This window comes from Rufibacter sp. LB8, assembly GCF_014876185.1.
GTDB lineage: Bacteria > Bacteroidota > Bacteroidia > Cytophagales > Hymenobacteraceae > Nibribacter.
This window is the reverse complement of sequence record NZ_JADALJ010000001.1, coordinates 3,674,532-3,699,448: the sequence shown is the minus strand read 5'-3', so window position 1 is coordinate 3,699,448 and position 24,917 is coordinate 3,674,532. Positions and strand designations below refer to the sequence as shown.

Below are 24,917 nucleotides of genomic sequence, written 5' to 3'. Positions count from 1 at the left end.
GAAACCACAAGTTACGCTGCGCTAAACTTGCGTCAGTGATATTTATTAGGAAATGATACTTGTGTTTTCGCCTCCATTTCCAATTTAGAGCCCAAAAACGCAATTGGCGCAGACCTCACAGGTTTCCAAAACCTGTGAGGTCTTTTGAGCAGGCGGCACTGCTGATGCCCAAAACGCAGACTGCCTTTCAAACTGTACCATTTCCAGGCTTTCCATCGAGCGCCTAAGCAGGTTCCGTCGCCGGCAGGCGGGTGCCGAAGGCGCCAGGAAGCTGGTACAGCGCGAGAGGGGAAGGCGGGGCCTCGCGGCCGTGAGCGCTCGGAGCCCGGCTATGGAAAAGGCTGTCTTGTAGAACTCAGGATGGAGCGGGGGTTTGGAAGGGAGGCAAACTGCATGCACAATTACTGTTAGAACCGCAGCTTGGGTTGTCGGTGATAACACCAACAACGGCGAAGGGAACTGTCTACCCAAGCAAAGAAAGAATGTTCTTTAGATCCTTCGACAGGCTCAGGATGACCTTCTTGGCTTTCGCCTTTTCTACTTCACCTCTGGAATCTTCGGAAACGCTATAAACTCCCCTTCTGGGGTGAAGAGCAAACTGAGAGGCTCAGTGGGATCCTGTAAGATTTGCGCGGCGGAAATTCCCCACTTGGCCCAGGAAAGAGCCAGCAACTTGGCGTAGGCGCTGCTGTCCCAGGCGTTGAAGATCACGTTAGTGACATCGTCAATGAGGGTGTCCATGACCACGTGGGTATCCTGCGGTTTCACGGAGCGCAGCAGGTAATCTGGGACCACGTTGAGCAGGTAGCCGGCGTAAAAAACGCGGGCGCTGAACTCGGCGGCCTGAATGGGTTGCAGGGTTTTGGTTTCCAGCACAGCCCATACGCGGCGCAGGGCGTCTTTGATCATGGCATTGTCTAGCAGGCAGCAGATAATAAGCGCGTTGTCCAGCCGCAGACTGAACATCATGGTGCTCAATTCGTCTCTAAATTCAAACCGATTGGGCTCCGCTGAGGCATCTACGTCTACAATAAACACCGAGGCAGGCACGAAATCAGCGAAGACCATGGGCACCCGCAGCGACTGCAGCACCCGGTAGAAGGCCTGGAATTTCATGAGCATTTTGGGCTGTTCGCTCACGGCGTACTCGGGGCGCACCAAGGGATCCTGCTCTTTGATGAGCTCGGTGATGAGCGTACCGTAAAACATTTTGCCTAACCACTGGAAGAGCACTTTTTCGTCTAAAGCTCGAAGACCAGCTACGCCTTTCAACACTGCTTTCTGTACCTGTTCCTCCACAGGTGCCAAGGCGTTGGTCTGGCAGTTCGCGCAGCACGGAATCTTGAGGTCTTGGTAGGCTACTTGGCTTTGGTCCAACAGCAACAGGGCCTGCTGCCCGAAACCGTACTGTTCCATCAGCCAATCGGGGAAAACCGTGGTCTGCTGCTCTGGGGCAATGGTGGTACCGCACAGAAAACACAGGTGGCGCCCGAAGCGCATGCCGTCAAAAGGGTCAAACAGAGTAAGGTCTTGGGGCTGAGGCATAAGTAACGTGCTGAAAACGCAAAGATACGCAACACTTTTTTGCGGTGGGCAACAGACATGGTTTCCTGGCGTTCCCCTTTTGGGCACAGATTCGGCACAGAACTTGCATTGCCCCGTTTGAACCTTATTCAATGACCACTATGAAAGCATTATCCTACACCACCCTTGCGTTCTTTTTCGCCTTGCTCAGCTTCTCTACTATGGCCCAACAAAGCTCCATCCCGCCGCTGGTGAGCGTTTCTGGCCAGGGCGAAGTGAAAGTGCAACCTGACCAGATCACGTTTATGACCGGCGTGGAAGTGCGCGAGAAAACCCTGGAAGAGGCCCGCAAGGTAGCCGACCAACGCACCGCCGCCCTTATTGCCTACCTCAAGAAAAGCGGCGTGGAAGAAAAAAACATCCAGACGGCCTACCTTTACTTACAGCCAATTTACAACGGTGAATACGGACAGACCACGCCGCAATTTTACCTCGCCAACCGCACCGTCACCGTCATTCTGACCAAAGTGCAGGGCTTTGACGCGCTGCTGGAAGGCTTGTACAAGGCCGGTGCTAACCGCGTGGACGGCATCAGTTTCCAGAGTACGCAACTGAAAAAGCACCAGGACGAAGCCCGCAAGAAAGCCATTCAAGACGCCAAACAGAAAGCCACCATGTTAGCCGCTGAACTGGGTGCCAAAGTGGGCAGACCGTACCAAATCAATGAAGGCGGCGCCAACGCCCCTGGCCCTGTGTTCGCGAAAATGGCCAGACAAGAACTGTCCATGGACAGCGGCGGCGGCTCAACCTTGGCGTTGGGGCAAATCACCATCACTTCGTCTGTTGACGTGAGTTTCATTCTGGAATAATATCCCTGCCCTTTACGGGTTTAAAACATAATGCCCAGGAAAGCTGTTTTTGCCTTTGTTTCCAGAAACGAAGCCGAAAACAGCTTTTTCATTTTTATTCGTTTTGGAAACAATAGCCCTCCAGGAGCCGAGCTGTAAAAAATGTTTGGCGAATTTTGAAAGAGCGGCAACCAAGTGCCGTGTTTGTACGTGGAGCGAATTCCTGATTTTTGGGTACATTTGAGATTATGAAGGAACCTGCATTCGTTCTGGAGGGAAAACCGGTACACGTGGTAGAGACGGCCGAGGCGCTGCAAGCGGCGGCCCACCATCTCAGCCAGAAACCAGAGCTCGCCCTAGACCTTGAGTTTGACCAGCACCATTACACCTACGGCTTCACGCTTTGCCTGATTCAGATATCAGACGGGCATGACTGTTTTTTGATTGACCCTATTCCGGTGAAAGACCTGCAGCCCCTCTGGGACGTGCTGGAGAACCCGGCCATCACCAAGATTTTCCACCACGCCAACAATGATTTAATGTTGTTGAGCATGTTGGGCTGCCAGGTGCGCAACGTGATTGACACCGCCGTGGCCGCCAAAATCCTCAACTACTCCAAGGCCGCTCTGGGCGTGTTGCTGGAAGAGGAACTGGGCCTCAAGCTGGACAAATCACAGCAGATGAGCAATTGGAACCACCGGCCTTTGACCAAACGCCAGTTGGAATACGCCGCCCAAGACGTGCTCTATCTGCATGCTTTAAAGGAAGTGATGGTCATGAAGATTGAAGGCCTGGGCCGCATGAACTGGCTTTTGGAAGAAGGGAAACTGCTGGAGGAAATCACCTACACCGAGCAGGAAGACCCGCACCTCAAAATCAAGTTTCCGCAGCGGCTCACGTATTTTCAGCAGTTCATTTTGTTGCCTATTTATGAGTTCAGAGACCAGCTGGCGCAGAAATGGAACTTCCCGGCGGGCCAAGTGATCAATACCAGCGCACTCATGGCCCTGCTCACCAACCCCGAAGGCGACATCAAAGACTGGCTTTACCACACCAAAGGCATTCATGGCCGGGTGCAGCAGGAGCGCTATGAGGGGCAACTGCAACGCATTGTAAACGGGGCCGTCCAGGAGGCCTACAAACGCAAAATTCCGCATCGTCTGCCGCCTAACCCATATCCGCCCCGGCTCAAGACGCCAGAAACGGAGGCCCGCCGCGACCAATTTGGGTTGGTGCTGAAAGCTTTGATAGATAAAGTTGGGGCTTACACCGCGCCCATGCTGCTGGACCAAAGCATTATCACGCACTATAGCCAAACCGGCGAAGTGGTGATTCCCAAAAAATACGCCCGCGAGATAGTTCTGGCCACCGCAGAGGAACTGAACATCACGCTGTAGTTTTTGATACCTTATTATATTTCCGGTGGGCACCTTTTCATTGACTCACCCATGCTTTCCCTATGCCCAAGAAAAGTTTAGAGTTTGGTTTGTATCCGTGGTTTCCGGGGTATGGGTACGCGCATATTCATCCGGCCAACCGCCGCGAGTTTGAAGCCCTGGAGCCGCACAACAAGGTTTTTGAGAAATTTGACGAAATCAACGGTTGGTTGCTGTTGCGCTACGGCGACGAAGAATTCAAAGTGCGCCCAGAACTGTTCACCAACGTGGAGCCCTTGCCTTTCACCTTCGGGGAGTGGGTGAAACCGGCCAGCCAACCCAACGGCCCCGTAGCCGAAATCACCGATATTTACTGGAGCCCGCCAGAAGACGCCGCCTATTTCGCGCTGCGCCAGGGCAAACGAAAACTAGATGGCGTGTACCGCCAGGACCAACTACGGCCCGCGTAAAATTTCCGTTTTCGGGCTCATTTCTGGAAACGGGGCCGAAAACGGGGAATGTTATTATAGGACCAAGGTCATTTTCCTTTGGGGACTTCACGGGTGAGGCGGCTCATCTAATCTTTCTGAGCCATATGCCGTATAACTCTCAACTGAAACCAAAGAACTACCACTATGAAAAAAGTAACGCATCTAGCCGCAGCCGCCATGGTCGCCTTGACCTTCGGGTTTGCGTCTTGTGACTCTAAAACCGCTGAGAACGCTGAGAACACCGCCGAAAGCGCAGCAGATGAAATTAGCACAGAGGCAGATGAGACCTTCTCTTCCACTGACACGGTTTCTGTGAAAGACGAGCCTGTGAAAGACGGCGTGGCCGACAGAGCAGATTCTATCAAGTAGTAAATCATATCTGTATCATTACAGAAAGCCCGAATCTGGTAAAACAGGTTCGGGCTTTCTGTTAGTGCATGCCTGGTAATTTAACGTTTTGCCATTTTCCGTTTTGGGCTTCATTTCCAGAATTGAGCCCTAAAACGGAAAGCGAATCCATGAAAAAAGCCCTGTAGAAACAATCTTTCCACAGGGCTTTTTCTTGCCACCGAAGGCTAATTAACCTCCAACTTTATACTTAGAATCTTACTCCGGTTTCGTCAATCCGCCGGAGGCGTAATCCTGCAGATATTGGAACCGTTCGGTGAGTTGACCGCCTTTGGTGATGGTGGCGCGCGCCAGCACGCCCTGCTGGTCTTGGTTCACCAGATGCGGCAGCACCTCGTCAATCAACTGGCGGCCAAAATCACGCGATGCGTTGCGCGGAAGTTCGCAGGGCAGGTTATCAACCGCCATGACGGTGATGTTCTTCTCAGCGCTGTAGGCGGGCGCTAATTCCCCGGTTTCTGGGTTGTAATCAAAGGCCGGGTCGGCAATGGTGCTCACGCGCTTGGTGCAGGGAATGGAGCCGTCCACGTCACAGGTAATGTCGGCCACGGTGTTGATCTTGAATTCTGGCTGGCGCATGTCTTCCGGGGTGAAGAGCACGGGCGCGGCGGGGTTCCAGTAGGCGCAGCCCATGAGCAAATCTGTCACCTTCGCAAATTTGTCAAACGTGGACTGGTAAAGGTGCGGGTTCTGGTAGAAATCTTTGGAGTCCCAGACAGAGACATCTGGCCGAACATGGTAATCTGAGGAGCGCAGCTGCACAAACACCGGCTCATTGAATTCTTTGTAGAGGTAGTCAAAGACACTCACCTGTTTTAACTTCATGCGTTCCAGCACTTCCAGGGCGCCGTTGGCCACGCGCCCGCCGCCGGTTACGGCAATCTTGATGGCGGGCAGGTTTTTCACCTTGAAGAATTCCTCCAGCATGTCTTCCATGTCATAGCACTCATGGGCGGGTTTGAGGTGGAACAGGTTCCATTTGCGGCCATAGGTGAGCAACCCGTTGTACGCGCCCACAATACCGGCCCACCGCCCGAAGGCCACTACTCTGTCTCCCTGCTCATTGGTGATACACTCATAATCAATAAGCGTGATGTTTTTGGCCAGCACCGCCTGCAGCAGCTTTTGGTTATGCGCCTGCTTTTTAATAGTGTGCGAAAAAAAGAAATACGTTTTGTTAGGGATAAGGTGGTCAATGGGCACTTCCTTCACGCCCATGAGCACGTCACAGTTGGCCAGGTTTTCGCGCAGCGGCAAGCCCAGGCTGGTGTATTCCTCGTCGGTGAAGCAGCGCACCGGGCTGGGCTGTACCACCAACTGCGCCTTGGGGAATGCCTGCAACACCTCTAAGCATTTTTTGGGGCTGAGCGGCACGCGTTTGTCTATCGGCACTTTTCCTTCGCGCAGCACGCCAATCTTTATTTTTTCCATGGGTAATTCTCTCTCAATGATGGGGCGTTTTGGGGCTCATTTTCAGAAATGAGCCCCAAAACGGGTTCAACAAAATCCTGGGCCGCAATTTACAGGTCCCAACCATACTTTAGTAAATTTTAACCTGTACTTTTGTTAAATCATTTGAAGCTAACGCTTGTTAACCAAGGATAAAGACCTGTTCTACCCGTTAATTCCCATAATTAATGATCTTCAAAACCAAACCAGCAGACATTTTCAAAGAACGCCACAACGGCCCCGTGAAAGAGCAAGTGCAGGAAATGCTGCAAGCCATTGGCGCGTCTTCCTTGGACCAGCTCATTGATGAAACCGTGCCGGCCGCCATACGCCTCAAAAAGCCCTTGAACCTGCCTGCCGCATTGACCGAGCGCGATTTCCTGCGTAAGTTCGCGGGCATTGCCAAGCAGAACAAACTGTTCAAATCCTACATTGGGTTAGGCTACCATGATACTATTTTACCGCCCGTTATCCAGCGCAACATTCTGGAGAACCCAGGCTGGTACACTGCCTACACGCCCTACCAAGCTGAGATTGCCCAGGGCCGTTTGGAAGCCTTGATCAACTACCAGACCCTGGTGATTGAATTGACCGGCATGGACATCGCCAACGCGTCTTTGCTGGATGAAGCCACCGCCGCCGCTGAGGCCATGAACCTGCAGTTTGCGCTGCGCAAAGGTTCGCGCAAAAACGCCATGCGCTACTTTGTCTCCAATGAAGTTTTGCCGCAGACCCTGGATGTGTTGCTGACCCGTGCCACGCCTTTAGCCATTGAACTAGTAATCGGTGACCACCGCGAAGCGAATTTAAACGATGACACTTTGTTTGGCGCACTGGTGCAATATCCGGCCGCCAACGGCGAGGTGTTTGACTACACAGACTTCATCTCACAGGCGCACGCGCAGGATATGTTGGTGGCTGTGGCCGCTGATTTGTTGAGCTTGACCCTGCTCAAAGCCCCCGGTGAAATGGGTGCCGATGTGGTGGTGGGTTCCTCACAGCGTTTTGGCGTGCCCATGGGCTACGGCGGACCCCACGCCGGTTTCTTCGCGACCAAAGATGATTACAAGCGCTCCATCCCGGGCAGAATCATTGGGGTTTCTATTGATGCCAACGGGCAGAAAGCTTACCGTATGGCTCTGCAGACGCGTGAGCAGCACATTAGAAGAGAGAAAGCCACGTCTAACATCTGTACTGCGCAGGTGTTGTTAGCGGTAATGGCCGGTATGTACGCCGTATATCACGGACCGCGCCGCTTGAAATACATTGGTCTGAACATTCACAGCCTGGCTCAGATTCTGGAAAAAGAATTGAAAGGCTTGGGCTTTGAGCAATTGAACCAGAACTACTTTGACACCCTCAATCTTCGTCTGGAAAGCGCAGATTTGCAGCAGGCTTTACGTCAGGAAGCTGAGGCGGCAGAAATCAATTTCCGTTATTTCGGCGAAAACCAGGTGGGCATTTCTCTGAACCAGAACACAGACCTGAGCGAAGTAAAAGATATTCTGGCGGTGTTCGCGAAGGTGGCGGGCAAATCTAATTACAGCCTGGCCCTGGAAGAATTACCGGAGGAAACCAACATCACCTGGCCTGAAGGCTTAATCAGAACCTCTGAGTATCTTCAGCACGAAGTCTTCAACAAGTACCATTCTGAGAGCGAGATTCTGCGCTACATGAAGTACCTGGAGAACAAAGACTTCTCGCTCACGCACGGCATGATTCCGTTGGGTTCCTGCACCATGAAACTGAACGCCACCGCTGAAATGATTCCGGTGACCTGGCCAGAGATTGGTTCCTTGCACCCCTTTGCGCCCGCTGACCAGGCTAAAGGCTATGCTCAGATTTTCGAAGACTTAGAAGCGTGGTTGTGTGAAATTACTGGTTTTGCCGCCATGAGCTTACAGCCCAACTCCGGTGCCCAAGGCGAATACGCCGGTTTGATGGTGATCAGAGCCTACCATGAAGCCCGCGGCGACCACCACCGTACCATTTCCTTGATTCCTTCTTCGGCACACGGCACTAACCCAGCCTCTGCGGTTATGGCGGGCATGAAAGTGGTGATTGTGAAGTGCGATGAGCGCGGAAACATTGACGTAGAAGACCTGAAAGCCAAAGCCGAACAGCACAAAGACAATCTCTCCTGCCTAATGGTGACGTACCCTTCTACGCACGGCGTGTACGAGGAAAGCATCATTGAAATCTGCCAGATTATTCATGACAACGGCGGCCGTGTGTACATGGACGGTGCCAACATGAATGCCCAGGTTGGGTTAACATCGCCGGCAAATATTGGAGCCGATGTGTGTCACCTGAACCTGCACAAAACCTTCTGCATTCCGCACGGGGGCGGCGGACCAGGCGTGGGGCCGATTGGCGTAGTAGCTGATTTGGCGCCGTACCTGCCAGGCCACGCCGTGGTAGATTTGGGAAGACCGGAAGCCATCAATGCCGTGTCTGCGGCACCTTGGGGCAGCGCCAGCATCTTGCCTATCTCTTATGCTTACATTGCCATGATGGGCGGCGAAGGTTTAACTGAGGCAACCAAAATGGCCATCTTGAACGCCAACTACATTAAAGCGCGTCTGGAAGAACATTATCCTGTTCTCTATGTAGGAACCAATGGTCGTTGCGCCCATGAGATGATCTTAGACTGCCGCGCCTTCAAGAAATTCGGGGTAGAGGTAGAAGACATTGCCAAGCGTTTGATGGACTATGGCTTTCACGCGCCTACGGTTTCTTTCCCGGTGGCGGGTACTCTAATGGTAGAGCCCACGGAAAGCGAAAGCAAACCAGAACTGGACCGTTTCATTGAAGCCATGATTTCTATCAGAGAGGAAATCAGAGAAGTGGAAAATGGCACCGCTGACCAGAAAAACAACGTGTTGAAAAACGCGCCGCACCCGGCCCACATCGCGCTGGCTGATAACTGGAGCATGCCGTATTCCCGTGAGAAAGCAGTATACCCCGTGGCATACACCCGCACCGCCAAATTCTGGCCAACCGTGAGTCGCGTAGACAGCGCCTACGGCGACCGTAATTTGGTTTGTAGCTGCGCCCCAATTGAAGCCTATAATGAACAAGGCCAGGAAATGAAGGCGGTGTAAACCTCTTTCACTTTTATGCTTCTTGAAAGGCCTGCGGAAACCCCGCAGGCCTTTCCCGTTTTCGGGCTCATTTCCGGAACGAGCCCGAAAATGGGAACCAAGAAATCCCCTCTCCCCCTGGGAGAGGGTTAGGGTGAGGGCCTTAGATATTATAGTAAAGCTTTCGGCAGAGACACTCGTAGGAGCTGCGCACACTACGAGGTCTTTTGAGCCAGCGGTATTGTCTGTAGCGTTGTGTCACTGACACGACGTGGGGCTACGCAGCAAGTCAAGGCTCTCCTGCCAGAAACCGTTCTAAGCAAGTTGATGTCCCGGAATTAGGTTATTGCATCAAGAGACGCCGCCGTTGCATGGAGACACGTTGTTACAGAATATCGACGCTAGGTTTCTGAAATGCGTTTTTGGCTTCATTTCTGAAAATGAGGCCGAAAACGGAAAAAGCCGCCCAGGTTAGGGCGGCTTCTTTCGATATTAGAAATCAATCAGTTGTTACTTGATCTGGAATTCGGTGCGGCGGTTCATCTGGTGTTCGTCCTCGGTACATTCCACACCATCGGCGCAACGGTTAACCAGCTTGGTCTCCCCGTACCCGCGCCAGCTGAGGCGGTTGCGGGCAATGCCTTTAGACACCAGGTATTCCATGGCGGCCTGGGCTCTGCGCTCAGACAAGATTTGGTTGTAGCCCAATCCTTCGCGGCTATCTGTGTGCGAGGCCAACTCAATTTTAATGGTTGGGTTGTCTTTGAGCGTGCGCACCACTTTGTCTAATTCCAAGGCGGCGTCTGGTCTAATGTTCCACTTATCCAAGTCATAGTAGATGTTCTCTATCGCGATGATCTGGTTCACGGCGCTCTTATCAAAGATGAGCGTCACGCGGGTGGTATCTGCCAGGCTGGTGGTGTCAATCTTGACGGTGGCTGATTGGCTCAGATAGCCATATTTCTCGCCCATGAGTTCATACACATTGCCTTTCATGACTTGGTATTTGTACTCGCCGTTAGGGTTAGAGAAGGCAATGGTAGAATCTGTGGTGCCTTGTATGGCCAGTTTCAACCTCACATCGGCCAACGGCTGGGTAATGCTTTTCTTGCTGGGCATCTGCACGCGTTCCAGGGTGGTCACCAATAACACGGCATTGCCTAACAGCTTGAAGCTGTAGATATCATCTGTGCCGTTGTTGCTGTCACGGTTAGAAGACATATAGCCAATGGGCTCGTTCTTGGCATTCTGCATGAACGTCATCCCGAAGTCATCTTTAGGCGAGTTCACCGGGGCGCGCAGGTTCTCAGGCTTAGTCCAGGTGGTGCGGCTTCCTTTTGCTCTGAAAACATCTAAACCACCAAAGCCTAAATGTGTATCAGACGAAAAGTAGAAGTTGCCAGCCTTGTCAAACGCGGGAAACATCTCTTTGCCGCTGGTATTGATGGCCGGACCGGCGTTTACCGGTTGTCCCCAAACACCATCGGCTTGTTTTTCTGTGTAGTAGATATCGGTTTCACCTAGCCCGCCGGGCTTGTCTGAGACAAAGTACAACACCTGTCCGTCTGGTGAAAGCGCCGGGTGGCCCACGCTGTACTCGGTTACTTTGTTGTATTCAAACGGTTTCACGTTCCCCCACTTGGCTCCGTCACGCTGCGCCGAGAAAATCTCCAGGCGGTTCACGTATTCATTGGTCATGGGCTTTTTCACCCAGCTGGTAGGGTCTACGTTGGCGTTCTTCTGCTTCACTTCCACCATTTTGGTGCGGGTGAAATAGATGGTGCCCGAGGTAGAGTCCATCACGGCCGGGCCGTCATGGTAAATGTCATTCAGCGTTTCATCTACCAACACCGGCATTTGCCAGGTGCTGTCTGCGTTGCGCTGGGCATAGAACATTTGTAGGTACGGGCGGCCAGTCCAGCCATAAGTACCTGCGTCTTTGTCTTTCTCATTGCTCACGGCACCGCCACGGTCTGAGGTGAAAAGAATACCTTCTTCGTACACCGTGGGGCTGAAATCAGCGTTTCCGGAGTTGATAGGCGTCTCGTTCACAATAATAGCCGAAGGCGGTTCTGCCAGCAGTTTCAGGGCGGCGTCTGCGGCCACAGCTTTGGCATTGGCTTTGGCGGCTTCTGCGGGCACCTTCATACCATAGTTCTGGTACTGGGTCTTGGCCTCAAAATACTTACCGTTGCTGCGCAGAGCCTCTGCGTAATAAAAGATGTTAATAGGCTCTGCTTTGGGGTCTACCAGTACTTTGGCATACCACTCCTCTGCTTTGGCGGTCTGGCCGGTAAGGCGGTACGCGTCTGCCAGGCGCTGCGCCCCTTGCAGGGTTGGCTCTTTCTTAGCGAAGACCTCATTGTATTCCTCAATAGCCAGCGTGTAGTCAAAGTTCTCATAGTGCAAATCTGCCTTGCGCGTGGTGGTACAACCACCTATCGCAAAACTACCCGCCAGGAGAAGGATGAGTAGAGATTTGTATGGTTTTCTCATAGTGTGTTCAGGTTAATAAGATTAGAAATACCGTGGGGTTACCATTTTGGTTGGCTGCTTTCTTAAGACAGTGTAACCAACTGATATTTCATGGGTTGCTAAGTCACTGAGCGTGTTGTGCAAGGTAAAGTCATAGGCGTAACCCAACCTAAACCTCTTGGACAAAAAGACATCTGCCATCACCACAACGGCATCACGTTGGCTTAGATCCTTGCCTTCAAAATCATTCTTGAAGATGTTGATACCAGTTCTGTAGGAAGTACCCAACCAAACGCGCTCTTTAAATAGGAAGAAGAAGTTGAAGTCTACGTTAGAAGGGCCGTCAAAATTGTCCTTCAGCATGAAACTTGGTTTAAACTTGACGTTGGTGCCTAAATCCACCACATAGCCAGCGGTGAAGAAGTAATGGCGTTCTGGGTCAAAATTGATGTCTTCGTCAATCTCCAACAAGTCGGTCACGGAGATACCTGCATAGAAGCGTTCCGTGTGGTAGAAAATACCCATGTTCAAACTAGGACTCCAGGTAGTTTCTTTCTGCCCAATGAGTGTAGGATCATCTGGTTCATAGTTCTCCCATTTTGTGGGGTCAACCGCAAAGTGTGACACCCCAGCGGCCAATCCTATACTGAAAACCCCGGTGGAGCTCACTGGTAATTTCACAGAGGCATCAACCGTGAAGTTTTTCCTGTTTGTAGCAAAGATCTCATCACGGGTGGCATGGAATCCCAAACCTATCCGCTGGTTCTTGGTAAGCCCATCCACACTAATGCTCTGTGTGTTGGGTGCTCCCCGCAGACCTGTCCACTGGGTTCTATGGAAGGCGTTTGCTGTGACATGCTCCTTGGTACCGGCATAGGCTGGGTTAATCACCAGTTGGTTGAAGATATATTGAGAATACTGGGGGCGTTGTTGGGCTCGGAGACTATCTCCGGCCAACACCACCATGATCAGCAATACTAATTTTTTCATGTTTTATGTAGATTAAGTTCTTGTCTTTCTGTTTAGCGAACTACTTGCACCGGACCTCTGAACGTCTGTTCCTCTCCGCCACAGCCTCTCACTCTCAAGACATAGAAGTAGGTAGCTTCTTCCAGACCATCGGCTCTCCAAAGTGGTCCGCCTGGTAAACCGTAGCCACGTGCTCTGTAGACTTCATTTCCCCAACGGTTGTAGATGAACACATCATTGTCTGGGTATTTTTCCAGGTTTCTGATCACCCATGCATCGTTCTTACCGTCACCGTTTGGTGTGAACACGTTCGGGATACTAATCTGCGTGTCTGCATCAGCGGCATCTATCTGAATGCTGGCCTCTGCGCTTCCGCAGCTGTTACCAGTGTTAGTAGCTACCACTCGTAGAGTACCGGTGTTGTTTGGCGCTCCAGAGGTTAGTGTCACGCTGGTGCCAGTGGCTGTGATAGCCCCTCCTGCGAAGTTGAAGCCTGCTGGTGCGGTCCAGGTATACGTCACGCCTGCCACAGGATTCTGGATGGCAAACTCTAAGCCGGTACAGGCTCCTGTGTTGTCCAGAATAACTGGCGCGGCTGGCGTTGAACCCGGGGTTACCGGTGCAGTTGAAGCTGACACTGGCGCACATGCTCCTGCCCGTGTGGCAGTAACAGTTACACCACCGGCAGTTGTACCGGCTACTACCTGTACTTGCGTTCCATTTGCCGGGCCTTGAATGCTCCAGCCAGTTCCTGTAGTTGTCCAGGCGTACGTAACGCCAGCTTCTACATTAGCGACACTGTAGGTATATACAGTTCCAGCACACAAGGCTGGTCCGCCTTGAATCACCGGTGTGTTAGGAGCAGCACTGATAGTCAACGTGAAGGTAGATGGCAAGCTGTTGGCACAATTGGTACTGCTGTTTAAGGCTACAAAAGTTAAGTTGTATGTACCTGGTGTTGCATCTGCTGCTACTTGAAGCGTGATGATGTTACCACCACCTTGCACTCTGGTAACACCTGTTGGCAGGCCGGTCACTTCAAAGTTGGTTACTCCAGCAATGGCCGTTACGTTAAACACAGCGTTGGTTCCTCTACAAACGGCTTGGTTGGCGGTGCTTGGGGCAGTTGGCCGTACGCAGACATCCACTTCATCTGTGTTGTCATCATCATCTGGGTCTTCCTCGCTACCAGTTATCACGGCAACGTTGGTCCAGGTACCCACCCGGTTGGTGGCGGCGGTGATGGTCAACTCAGTAGTCTGACCGGCGGCCAAAGTGCCAATGGTCCAGGTGTTATTGGCGTAGGCGCCGTCTGGGCTAGCACTCACAAAGGTGAATCCTGCTGGCAAGACATCCTGCACCGTTACATTGGTAGCCGTGGCTGGTCCTGCGTTGCGGGCACTCAAGGTAAAGACAACCTGGTCACCCAAGGTCACCTCACTGCGGTTCACTGTTTTAGTAATGGACAGGTTAGCAGCCCCTACCCCAGCCCCTACCACCGTGATGACGGTAGAGGTGTTGTTCTGCGGTTGCAGGTCAGCTTGGTTGCCTCTCACCACGGCGGTGTTCACAATAGTTCCGGTGGCGGTAATGGTACCGGTCACGGTCATGGTCACGCTTTGGCCTACGGCCAGGTTCCCTATTGACCAGACACCTGTGGCATCATTGTATGTACCACCCGTTAACGTTGGCGCTCCTGTGAAATTCACCTGCCCCCTTGGCAACACATCTACTACCAGTACACCCGTGGCGCTGTTAGGACCGTTGTTGCGAGCCGTGATGGTGTACACCAGTGTTTCGCCTACGTTGGCAGTGGTTCTATTCACTGTTTTTACTACCTGCAAGTCTGTGGCAGTAATTGGGTCTGGGTCTTCTTCTCCACCTGGGGTAATCACGGTTATGACAGTAGAGGTATTATTCTCCGGACGTTCATCTGTCTGGGCACCTCTGATCACAGCCGTGTTAATGATAGTTCCAGTTGTAGCAGTAATGGTTCCTGTCACACGCAGCACCACTGACTGGCCTACGGCTAAGTTTCCTATGTTCCAGATACCAGTGGCTGCATTATAAGTGCCACCACCTGTAATCAAAGGAGCCGTTGCGAAAGTTACCTGACCAGATGGCAATATATCTGTTACGGTCACTCCGGTAGCGGCACTTGGTCCATTGTTGCGGGCAACAAGTGTGTAGGTTAAGGTTTGACCGGCAGAAGCACGCGCTTTGTCAACAGACTTCACAATTTGCAGGTCTGTCAGGTTGGTCGGCACTTCAGTACCAGGACCTACCACCGTCACTACGGTTGAGGTATTGTTCTCAGGGCGTGGGTCTGCTTCGTTGCCGCCAATGGTGGCAGTGTTCACGATAGTTCCGGTAGCGGTGATTGTTCCGCTCACGGTCATAACCGCCGTCTCATTTGCTGCCAGGTTTCCTATGTTCCAGATTCCGGTAGCAGAATTATAGCTTCCGGTTGACACATTAGGTTGGCCATTCAAATTCAATTGGTTGATTGGCAGGATGTCTCTTACATTTACCCCGGTAGCATTGGCTGGGCCGTTGTTGCGGGCAGTAATCACATAAACCAACGTCTGTCCTACTACAGCACGAGACTTATCAACCGTCTTGGTTACTTCCAGGTCTGCCAGCATACCTGTGGCAGGGCCATTGTCAACAATGGTGATGACAGTGGAGGTGTTGTTCTGCGGTTGCGGATCAGCTTCGTTGCCTCTTACCACGGCGGTGTTCACAATGGTTCCGGCAGTGGTGATAGTACCTGTCACGGTTAAGGTGGCAGTCTGACCTGCTACCAGGTTGCCCACGTTCCATACGCCGGTGTTGGTGTTGTAGGTACCAGCTGAAACTGTTGGGGCTGTAGCGAAGGTCACTTGTCTTACCGGCAGGTTATCAACTACCAAGACACCGGTGGCATTGTTAGGGCCGTTGTTTCTTACGGTAACCGTGTAGGTTAATTGGTTTCCTACCTGGGCGCGGGTCTTGTCAACGGTTTTTACTACTTGTAAATCGGTAGAAGCATTCGGGTCTGGGTCTCCGCCACCGCCATCTGTCACTACTGTGATCACGGTGGAGGTGTTGTTCTCAGGACGTTCATCTGTCTGGTCACCGCTGATTACCGCCGTGTTGACAATAGTACCGTTGCCTGTGATTGTTCCTGTCACGGTTAGTTCTACTGACTGACCAGCGGTCAAGGAACCAATGGTCCAGATACCAGAAGCAACATCATAGGCTCCTGTTGTGGTAGTTGCAGTTCCAAAGTTGGCAAGGGCCGTGGGTAGCACGTCTCTAACGGTTACGTTGGTTGCCGTGCTTGGCCCCAGGTTACGGGCTGTCACTTTATAAGTAATGGTCTGGCCAATGGCGGCGCGGGTTTTGTCAACCGTTTTCACCACTTGCAGGTCAGCCAGGTCACCAGGTACTTCTGTGCCCGGGCCTACCACGGTAATAACGGTTGAGGTATTATTGTCAGGCTGTTGATCTGCCTCGTTTCCGCCAATGGTGGCTGTGTTCACAATGGTACCAGTGGCATTAATGATACCGGTCACCGTGAAGGTCACGCTCTGACCAGCGGCCAGGTTGCCAATGTTCCATCTGCCTGTACCTGTATTATAAGTACCAGCCGTCACTGTTGGGTTACCAACAAAAGTTAATTGACCGGTAGGTAACACATCCACTACCACAACGCCTGTGGCGTTGGCAGGGCCGTTGTTACGAGCGGTAACCGTGTAGACAAGGGCATCTCCTACGTTGGCACGGGTTCTGTTCACGGTTTTCACCACTTGCAGGTCAGCCAATACGCCAGGGTTCTGAGTATCTTCCACTACCGTGATAACAGTAGAGGTATTGTTCTGCGGTTGCGGATCAGCCTCGTTGCTTCTACCGGTGGCGGTGTTTACAATAGTTCCGGTGGCGGTGATGGTTCCTGTCACCGTGAAAGTGGCAGAGGCGCCAGCCGCCAGGTTACCTACGTTCCAGACACCTGTTATATCATTGTAAGTACCGTTGGTCACAGCAGGAGCAGTAGTGATGTTCAACTGTGCCGTTGGCAACACATCTACCACCAACACGCCAGTGGCATTGTTGGGGCCGTTGTTTCTCACAACAACAGTGTAGGTGAGTGTCTGACCTACGCGTGCTCTGGTTTTGTCTACTGATTTAACTACTTGAATATCCGTGGCTGCATTCGGGTCTGGGTTTCCACCGCCGCCGTCTGTTACCACCGTCACTACGGTAGCTGTGTTGTTCTCAGGGCGTTCATCTATTTCGTTTCCGCTGATGACCGCTGTGTTGACAATAATACCGTTTGCCGTGATGGTACCCGTTACGGTTAAGGTAGCTCTGGCACCGGCTGCTAAGTTGCCAATAGTCCAGACTCCGGTGGTGGCGTTATACACACCAACTGATTCATCGGCCTCTCCAAAGGTTGCAAACGCAGTTGGCAGCGGGTCTCTAACCACTACCCCAGTGGCGTTGTCAGGACCTGCATTGAAAGCCTCTACTGTATACGTAATGGTCTGGCCAATGGCGGCGCGGGTTTTGTCTACAGATTTAGTTACCTGCAAATCAGCGAAAGGACCTGGGTTGTTTGGGTTTTGCCCTACTACCGTTACTACAGTAGAGGTGTTGTTGGTAGGCTGCGAGTCAGATTCATTTCCTCTCACAATGGCCGTGTTCACTATAGTACCTGTACTGGTGATAGTACCTGTTATAGTTAAGGTGGCGGTTTGCCCTGCGGCTAAATTACCTACCACCCATATACCAGTGTTAAAGTTATAGGTACCGGTAGAGGTAGTGGCCGGGCTGGTGAAGTTCACCTGGCTGCTAGGCAACACATCCTGCACTACCACACCTGTAGCATTGTTCGGGCCGTTGTTTCTAACGGTTACCGTATAGACAAGGGCGTCTCCTACATTGGCGCGGGTTCTGTTCACCGTTTTCACCACCTGCAGGTCTGTTACCGTGTTGGGAACGTTAATAGGAACTTCGGCAGTATTGTCATCCTCATCTGGGTCAGGCTCATTAGCCGTCACTTGCACGCGGTTAATAATGTTATTTCCGGCGGCAAGTACTCTGGCACGTAGCGTTATGACTACTGACTGCCCAAGTGGCACTGATCCTAAACTAAAGGTAATGGTGTTGCCGGCAAACGTGGCCGGTATGGTGGAAGGGCTGAAATCTACAAAGGCAAGTTGGCTGGGCAGGGTTTCTACCACGCGTACGCCGGTGGCATCATCTGGGCCCTGGTTCCGAACAGTGATGGTATACGTAACCGTGTCTCCTATAGCGGCTACCGGTCTGTCTACTGTTTTGGTGATGGCTACATCCGTCTCTGAAATCAGCGGAAGGAAGATGGTGTTGTTGTTTAACGAAATTAAGCCGTTCAATGAAAACAGACGGCCTTCATGCGTGGTGCCGTTGCTGAGCGCGATGTTGTTGTTGACAAACACATTGCCCTTTAAGGCCGAAGAAGTACCAGGTATACCGCGGTCGCCTATGATTATATTACCGGTTACCCTGAAGAACACATTTCTTGGCTGGGCGCCGTTCTGCACAGAAATAACAGAACCTTCATCAATGATGAGGTCACCGTTTATCTGAAACACAAAAACTGCGTCTCTTGACCCAGCACCGTCTAACCTTAATTGGCCAGACAACCGCGCATCACCGTCAAACCGGTACACCCCGCGGGTAAGTACCGTACCATTGACGGCCTCGGGCGTACGGCCAAAACCCCTACCTAGCTGCTGCCCGGTAAGGTTGGCGGTAGGCGCCAAGGCACCCAGCGCGCTGTAAATGCGCTCAGCCTCTGCATCAGCTGCCTGCGCTTCTGCATCATTGGCCCTAATCTGCCCCAGCACTACGCCCGGAGGAAAACCTACGGGCGCACCCGTAGTAGTTCCTAAATCAGCGTACACCAAGGTGGTCCCAATGTTCACGACAGAATTGCCTAACACTGCGAACTCCTGGGCTGCCCCTAAAGCCGGGGCATTTTGAAGCTGTGCTTTTGTTGAAAATGAGATAGCAAACAACGCTGCTATCAAGTGTAAAATTTTCTTCATGCGACCACGTAACTAGTATGATAAAAACAACTCAAGTCTTATATAGTCATATTGGGATATGAGCACCTCCATGTACTTCCTTTTACCACAAAAGTTGCAGCCTATAAAAAAGATACAAATACAACATAACGTGTAAAGGTGAGCATTTTAAAATTGGGAACGTCAGTTATCTTTTAGGCTTTAAAGAAACCGTTTCCAATAGCGCAGGGAAAACCCTTAAATGCGCCTTAAAATGGTCCTCTATTGCCCTTTGCGTGGATTCTTGGGATGAGCGGAATAGCTTTGAAATAAGAATAGCAAAATAACTATATATGAATAATGCAAACGTATTTATACCATACAACCGTTTCAACTCCTCAGAAATACCTTAGAAAAATCAAAACCTGGCTTTAAACGAAAGAAGCCCAGCAAGGTTGCAGGGCTTCTTCATTCTTCTATGGTTTAAATACGTGTCTTGTTATACGTTCACGTGCCGTTCAGCATGGTAGGAAGACCGCACTAACGGACCGGATTCCACATATTTAAGACCACGTCTTAGGCCCTCCTCGCGGTAATGCGCAAACAGGTCTGGGTGAATGAACTCAGCCACTTCCAGGTGCATTTTGGTAGGTTGTAGGTATTGACCAAGAGTCAGGATATCCAGGCCGTTCGCCACCAGGTCATCCATGGCTTGGTAGACTTCTTCCTGAGTTTCGCCCAAGCCCAGCATGATGCCGGTTTTGGTGCGCTTGCCGTATTCCTTAATGCGTTTGAGCTGCTCCAGGCTGCGGTCATACTTGGCCTGGGGGCGTACCTGGCGGTACAGGCTTCTCACCGTTTCCACGTTATGTGACACCACTTCCTGGCCCGCAGAGATCATCACCTCCAGCGCGTCCCAGTTGGCTTTTACATCTGGAATGAGGGTTTCAATGGTAGTCTGCGGCGAAAGGTTCTTGATCTGCACAATGGTTTCATGCCACACGCTGGCCCCACGGTCTTTGAGCTCGTCGCGGTTCACGGAGGTGATCACAGCATGCTTCACGCCCATGAGCTGAATGGCTTCGGCCACGCGGCGCGGCTCGTCCAGGTCATATTCATTGGGCCGGCCGGTGGCCACTGCGCAGAAAGAGCAGGAACGGGTACACACATTGCCCAAAATCATGAAGGTGGCGGTGCCGGCACCCCAGCACTCCCCCATGTTAGGGCAGTTGCCGCTTTCACAAATGGTATGCAGTTTATAGGTGTCTACCAGCTGGCGGACTTTGGCGTATTCTTTGCCAATGGGCAGTTTTACGCGCAGCCAATCTGGCTTTCTATTTTTTGTCTGAGCTTCAACCGGTTGTATGACCGGCAATGCAATCAATTGATCCATGCAGCAAAGGTACTAAGAGAGGAGCGGATAGGCAAAAAACAGCGGGGCTGCGGGAATCGTTCAACGGCGGTGGCCGTAATACAGGGTCAGGTACAGAGAAAAGAACCTGTTCTGGTTTTTCACGCCTTCGTCAACGCCCGTGCCCTGCACAATGATGATGCGGCTGGGGAACATTTCATAGAGCATGCCCACCTCAATACCGGTCACGCTTTCCATGTAACGGCCATACTCAAAACTGACGCCGGCCTTCACGTGCGCACCTACTTTGAAAGAGGGCTCAGACAACCCAGTGAACACGCCGGACCCACCCACAATTCGGTTAAGGTCAGTATGAATGTTGGGGTCATAGGGCTCGGCCCGCACATCAACAGGTCCAATGGGTTGGCCGTTGCGGTCTAAGCGAGTATAGTTGTAGTCTATGTAATAAGGCCCAAGCACGGCAATGGACGGACCAGCGGCAAAAATACCGTTTACCTGCACGCCAGACTCGGCGGCTTTCTTGAAAAAGGTGTACTCCCGCCCATAATTAGGCCGAAGCGCGAAAAAGTAGTTGCGTTTTCCTTTCACAAACGTGGAGCCTGTGTAACGGTTCTGGTACTGCACCTCTTTGGGATGCTTCACCTCTACGGCCTCCAAACCCCAGAACTGGTACCACTTGCCCTGCATGAGGTACACCTGCTTGACCATAGCCCCGCCCAGCAACCCACCGTTGGTGTTGAAATTCAGCCCATAGGTGAATTCACGGGTGTAGCTTTCATCTTCTTCCAGCCCCTGTGCCATGGCAGCGGTGCCGGACAAGAAAATAAACAGGCAAAAGGCTGTGAAGATTCTGCGCACGGTAGAAAAGGAGTTGTTTTCTTTAAAAGTAAGTAACTTTACAAGCACCTGCAAATCTTAAAATATACCACAATGAGTTCCATGACGCTACAATACACCGGTCAGTTACGCACCCAGGGCACGCACCTGGCCTCTGGCAACACCGTGGTAACAGATGCCCCCGTTGACAACAATGGCCGCGGCGAAGCCTATTCCCCCACTGACCTGGTCTGCAGCGCCTTGGGCAGTTGCATGATGACCATCATGGGCATGGTAGCCGACCGCAACCACATTGACCTCACAGGCATGACCATGGCCATCACCAAAAGAATGGCCGCTGACCCCAGACGCATCTCTGAGATTGTGCTGGAGGTGCAGATGCCCGCCCGGGACTTCAGTGAAAAAGAGAGAGCCATGCTGGAGAATGCCGCCCGCACCTGCCCGGTTGCCTTGAGCCTTCACCCAGAGCTTACCCAAACGGTGTTGTTCCAGTACGCGTAGCGCTTCTCTCTAACGCACGCAACCCCTTCCTTCTTATACAGCTAGCCCCGGTGCCAGATTATTTCTCATAGAATCTGGCACCGGGGCTTTTTGTTTCACTAAGAGGCCAGTTTTTTTACTTCCTGCAGGTTAATGCCCAAATGCGACCCATGGTACTGGCACTGCCCGTCTTTGATCACTAGCAGCTGCGGGGACTCATGCCGTACACTAAACGTCTCTGCTATTTGGTTTGAAACCGGCCGGTAGCTCAACAAGTCCAGGTAATAGGGTTTCACGCTGGTGAGACCGGCGTCTGGCCACTGGCGCTCCAGCCTGCTCTTGGCCGTGGCACTAATGGAACAGCTGGTGCTGTGCTTGAAAATAACGACCGGCTGGGTTTTAGATTCTTCTTTTATTTTCTCTAACTGCTCAGCGCTGGTGAGGGAATGCCATTGCATAGTCTACTTCTTTAGGTTCAGGGGAAATACGTAAATCACCGCGTTTACCTCCGCTTTCTAGCCGATTTATTTTTCCTGGCTTTCAGTTTGGGCTTGTTGGTGGCGGTGCCGGCTTCGTTTATGAGCATGAGTTCCTGCTCCTGGGGACCTTTTACCCGCTTGCGGCCGCTTTCGCCGCGCTTGAACGCCACGGCCTCCATGTTCAGGTGTGACTCATTAAAGTCGGTTTGCAGGCGCTTGGCTTCTTTGAGGCTACGCCGAAGTTCTTTTTCCTGTTGGGCGGGGGTGAGAGACGCCACCTGCGCCAGACTGGGTTGCGCCAGCAGGCAAAAAAGCAGCAGGCTTGTGGCTACTATAAAGGATTGGGCAAACGTCTTCATAAGGTTATCCCTAAAAATCCAGATTTCTTTTTCTTGGTAGGCATCTTGGGACCTTTTTTCTTCAGTAGCCCCTTCTTGTCAAATTCCATGTCCCGGCCACCCAGGTCACGTCCCTCATTGGCCTGGTCTTGTGGGGTAGGTTCGCTCCTCTTGAACATAGCCAGCGGCGAAAACTTTTTCTTGCCAGACACGTCTGGGCACGGAATTCTACCGGAACTGCAGCCGCTCATGACCAGCACTGCCGCCAGACTCAAAATCCCCAGAAAAGTTTTCAGCTTCTTCATAGACATGCTCAACAACTTTTATACGGTTTCCCACATAATTCGGGTAAAAAGCAGGGCGTTTTGGGGCTCTGTTTCTGAAATGACCCCAAAACCAGCGCCAACGTTGCTTTACAAAAATACCCAGATTAATTGGTACATTTTCTATATAGCGCAAAAAATTCCCGTTTTCGGGCTCATTTCCAAAAATGAGCCCGAAAACGGGAATCCTACAATTTGTCTTCGGCTGCGCCGATGTTAGAAACTCAATAGCTGTTCCACTTTTTCTTTCAGGCGTTTCACCGGCAGAAATTCCTGCTCCAGCGGCGGCGCAAACGGAATGGCCGTATCCAGGCCACCCACGCGTACCACCGGACCATCTAAAGACGTAAAGCAGTGCTCAGAAATCCAGGCGGCAATCTCGGCGCCTATGCCGCCGGTCAAAGTGTCTTCATGCAAGACCAGCACGCGGCCGGTTTTCTCCACCGTCTGCCGAACGGCTTCTTTGTCCCAGGGCAGCAAGGTGCGTAAATCCAGAATATCGGCGCTCACGTCTGGCATGGTTTGGAGCAGTTGCTTGGCCCAGTGCACGCCCATGCCGTAGGTGATGATAGAAAACTCGTCCCCCTCCTGCGCCAGCCTGGCTCTGCCAATCTCCACGGTATAATAATCGTCTGGAATAGACTCGGTGAGCGAACGGTAGAGCAACTTGTGCTCAAAATACATGACCGGGTTAGGGTCTTCAATGGCCGCGTTCAGCAGGCCTTTGGCGTCATACGGCGTGCTGGGGTACACAATCTTGAGGCCGGGCGTGTGGAAAAACCAAGCTTCGTTGCTCTGGGAGTGGAACGGACCGGCTGCCGCGCCCGCGCCCGTGGGCATGCGCACCACCACATCGGCGTTCTGGCCCCAGCGGTAGTGGCTTTTGGCCAGATTGTTCACCACCTGGTTAAAGCCCGAGGTCACAAAGTCCGCGAACTGCATCTCAATCACCGACTTCTTTTTCTTGATGGACATACCCAGGCCAATGCCCAGAATAGCGCTCTCGCACAACGGTGTGTTTCTAATGCGCTCCTTCCCGAACTTCTCCACGAAGCCCTCGGTCACTTTGAAGACGCCGCCGTACTCGGCAATGTCCTGGCCCATGATTACCAGTTCTGGGTAACGTTCCAAACTCTGGCGCAACCCGTCAGACACGGCATCTACAAAGCGGCGCTCGGTGCGGGCGCTGTCCTTGGGCCGAATCTCGGTTTGCATGAAAGGCAGGAACATATCGGCCAGTTCTTCTTTGGCATCGGCCACGGGCATGGGCGTGTTGAAGGCCGTGTCCAGGCCGCGCTCAATCTCTTCTTTTATCTCTTCGCGTATGGCCGCCAAAGATTTAGGGGTGAGCACTTTTTCGTCCAGCAGGTATTTCTCGAAGTTTTCTACCGGGTCTTTCTTCGCCCAGCGCTCAAACAATTCCTGCGGCACATATTTGGTACCCGAGGCTTCTTCATGTCCGCGCATCCTGAACGTCATCGCCTCAATCAGCATAGGCCGCGGGTTCTTCCTAATGCTGTAGGCGGCCTGCCGAACGGTGTCATAGACTTCCAGCACGTTGTTGCCGTCAATCTGCAGCGCGTCAATGCCGTAGGCGGGGCCTTTGTCTATGAAATACTGGCATTTGAACTGCTCATTGCTGGGTGTAGAGAGGCCGTAGCCGTTGTTCTCAATCACGAAAATCACCGGCAAGCCCCAGACCGCGGCCACGTTGAGCGCCTCATGGAAATCACCTTCGCTGGCACCGCCGTCACCGCTGTACACCAACGTCACTTTCTCGCGCTTGTCCAGGAGTTCTGCCAAAGCAATGCCATCGGCCACGGCCAACTGCGGACCTAAATGCGAAATCATGCCCACAATATGGTGCTCGTTGGTGCCGAAGTGGAACGAGCGGTCCCGGCCTTTGGTGAAACCGGTTTTCTTGCCCTGAAACTGCGCGAACAAGCGGTCTAACGGAATGTCACGGCACGTGAAAACGCCCAGGTTGCGGTGCAGCGGCAGAATGTATTCGTCTGGGTCCAGGGCCAGGGTAGAACCTACGGAGATGGCCTCCTGCCCAATGCCCGAGAACCACTTGCTCACTTTGCCCTGCCGCAGCAGAATCAGCATTTTCTCCTCAATCATGCGGGGCTTCAAAATGCCGCGGTAGAGCATGAGCAGGTCGTCGTCGGTATAGTCTTTTCTGTTGAAGTTCATGGTGAAATACGCCTTAGGGGCTGCTTATTTTACTAGATACAATGTGCCGGGAAAGATAGCCAAGGTTCTTATGATTTCTTCCGTTTTCTGGCTCTTTTTCTCAAATGAAGGCAAAAGTGGAGAATTGTTGATTGTTGGTTGCTGATTGTTGATTGTTAATTGGTTTTCCAGCTAGAACTTCGTCACGCATATCGTCCCCCTTTGAAGGGGGTAGGGGGATGATAAAGTCAGTTGAAGAAG

General features: G+C 52.2%; 17 protein-coding genes. 6 read left to right on the top strand and 11 right to left on the bottom strand.

Features of this window, described 5'->3' with window-relative positions:
* Window positions 1-537: 537 nt before the first annotated feature.
* Window positions 538-1,545 carry a hypothetical protein gene (locus IMY23_RS15425; RefSeq protein WP_192822954.1) on the bottom strand — a complete coding sequence of 336 codons (1,008 nt, stop codon included), beginning with the start codon at window positions 1,543-1,545 and terminating at the stop codon, window positions 538-540.
* A gap of 140 nt (window positions 1,546-1,685) precedes the next feature.
* Between IMY23_RS15425 and IMY23_RS15420 the strand changes: the two genes are divergently transcribed.
* The 4 genes from IMY23_RS15420 (at window position 1,686) to IMY23_RS15405 (ending at window position 4,608) form a co-directional block, all read left to right on the top strand.
* On the top strand, window positions 1,686-2,393 hold the full coding sequence (locus tag IMY23_RS15420; RefSeq protein WP_192822953.1) for an SIMPL domain-containing protein: 708 nt from the start codon (window positions 1,686-1,688) through the stop codon (window positions 2,391-2,393).
* A gap of 227 nt (window positions 2,394-2,620) precedes the next feature.
* Window positions 2,621-3,769 carry a ribonuclease D gene (locus IMY23_RS15415; RefSeq protein WP_192822952.1) on the top strand — a complete coding sequence of 383 codons (1,149 nt, stop codon included), beginning with the start codon at window positions 2,621-2,623 and terminating at the stop codon, window positions 3,767-3,769.
* A 62-nt stretch (window positions 3,770-3,831) separates the two neighbouring features.
* Complete coding sequence (locus IMY23_RS15410; RefSeq protein ID WP_192822951.1) at window positions 3,832-4,218, top strand: hypothetical protein; 387 nt, start codon at window positions 3,832-3,834, stop codon at window positions 4,216-4,218.
* Between the two features lie 165 nt (window positions 4,219-4,383).
* Window positions 4,384-4,608 (top strand): hypothetical protein, encoded by a 225-nt coding sequence (locus IMY23_RS15405; protein WP_192822950.1) that lies wholly within the window; start codon window positions 4,384-4,386, stop codon window positions 4,606-4,608.
* A gap of 237 nt (window positions 4,609-4,845) precedes the next feature.
* Here the strand turns inward: IMY23_RS15405 and IMY23_RS15400 are convergent, their stop codons facing one another.
* On the bottom strand, window positions 4,846-6,078 hold the full coding sequence (locus IMY23_RS15400) for an NAD(P)-dependent oxidoreductase (RefSeq protein ID WP_192822949.1): 1,233 nt from the start codon (window positions 6,076-6,078) through the stop codon (window positions 4,846-4,848).
* Window positions 6,079-6,284: 206 nt separating this feature from the next.
* Here IMY23_RS15400 and gcvP point away from each other — a divergent pair, with 206 nt between their 5' ends.
* Window positions 6,285-9,200, top strand: coding sequence for an aminomethyl-transferring glycine dehydrogenase (gene gcvP / locus IMY23_RS15395; RefSeq protein WP_192822948.1), 2,916 nt, complete (start codon window positions 6,285-6,287; stop codon window positions 9,198-9,200).
* A gap of 489 nt (window positions 9,201-9,689) precedes the next feature.
* Here the strand turns inward: gcvP and IMY23_RS15390 are convergent, their stop codons facing one another.
* The 5 genes from IMY23_RS15390 to IMY23_RS15370 all read right to left on the bottom strand — a co-directional run bounded on the left by IMY23_RS15390 (window position 9,690) and on the right by IMY23_RS15370 (window position 20,882).
* Complete coding sequence (locus IMY23_RS15390) at window positions 9,690-11,675, bottom strand: OmpA family protein (RefSeq protein ID WP_192822947.1); 1,986 nt, start codon at window positions 11,673-11,675, stop codon at window positions 9,690-9,692.
* Between the two features lie 21 nt (window positions 11,676-11,696).
* A complete protein-coding gene (locus IMY23_RS15385; RefSeq protein WP_192822946.1) occupies window positions 11,697-12,644 on the bottom strand; it encodes a type IX secretion system membrane protein PorP/SprF in 948 nt (315 codons plus the stop codon).
* A 32-nt stretch (window positions 12,645-12,676) separates the two neighbouring features.
* The gene (locus IMY23_RS15380; protein WP_192822945.1) at window positions 12,677-18,571 is read right to left on the bottom strand and encodes a gliding motility-associated C-terminal domain-containing protein; all 5,895 of its coding nucleotides are present in this window, start codon (window positions 18,569-18,571) and stop codon (window positions 12,677-12,679) included.
* Window positions 18,572-19,151: 580 nt separating this feature from the next.
* Window positions 19,152-20,036 carry a lipoyl synthase gene (lipA, locus tag IMY23_RS15375; RefSeq protein ID WP_192823797.1) on the bottom strand — a complete coding sequence of 295 codons (885 nt, stop codon included), beginning with the start codon at window positions 20,034-20,036 and terminating at the stop codon, window positions 19,152-19,154.
* Between the two features lie 69 nt (window positions 20,037-20,105).
* Window positions 20,106-20,882, bottom strand: coding sequence for a hypothetical protein (locus IMY23_RS15370; RefSeq protein ID WP_192822944.1), 777 nt, complete (start codon window positions 20,880-20,882; stop codon window positions 20,106-20,108).
* A gap of 81 nt (window positions 20,883-20,963) precedes the next feature.
* Here IMY23_RS15370 and IMY23_RS15365 point away from each other — a divergent pair, with 81 nt between their 5' ends.
* On the top strand, window positions 20,964-21,362 hold the full coding sequence (locus IMY23_RS15365) for an OsmC family protein (RefSeq protein ID WP_370589871.1): 399 nt from the start codon (window positions 20,964-20,966) through the stop codon (window positions 21,360-21,362).
* A 98-nt stretch (window positions 21,363-21,460) separates the two neighbouring features.
* Here the strand turns inward: IMY23_RS15365 and ytxJ are convergent, their stop codons facing one another.
* From ytxJ to IMY23_RS15345, 4 genes are all read right to left on the bottom strand, one after another.
* Window positions 21,461-21,799 carry a bacillithiol system redox-active protein YtxJ gene (gene ytxJ / locus IMY23_RS15360; protein WP_192822942.1) on the bottom strand — a complete coding sequence of 113 codons (339 nt, stop codon included), beginning with the start codon at window positions 21,797-21,799 and terminating at the stop codon, window positions 21,461-21,463.
* A gap of 44 nt (window positions 21,800-21,843) precedes the next feature.
* A complete protein-coding gene (locus IMY23_RS15355) occupies window positions 21,844-22,179 on the bottom strand; it encodes a hypothetical protein (protein WP_192822941.1) in 336 nt (111 codons plus the stop codon).
* The gene (locus tag IMY23_RS15350) at window positions 22,176-22,463 is read right to left on the bottom strand and encodes a hypothetical protein (protein WP_192822940.1); all 288 of its coding nucleotides are present in this window, start codon (window positions 22,461-22,463) and stop codon (window positions 22,176-22,178) included. Before IMY23_RS15350 ends, IMY23_RS15355 begins: the two co-directional genes overlap by 4 nt.
* A gap of 234 nt (window positions 22,464-22,697) precedes the next feature.
* Complete coding sequence (locus IMY23_RS15345; protein ID WP_192822939.1) at window positions 22,698-24,677, bottom strand: thiamine pyrophosphate-dependent enzyme; 1,980 nt, start codon at window positions 24,675-24,677, stop codon at window positions 22,698-22,700.
* Between the last annotated feature and the right edge of the window lie 240 nt (window positions 24,678-24,917).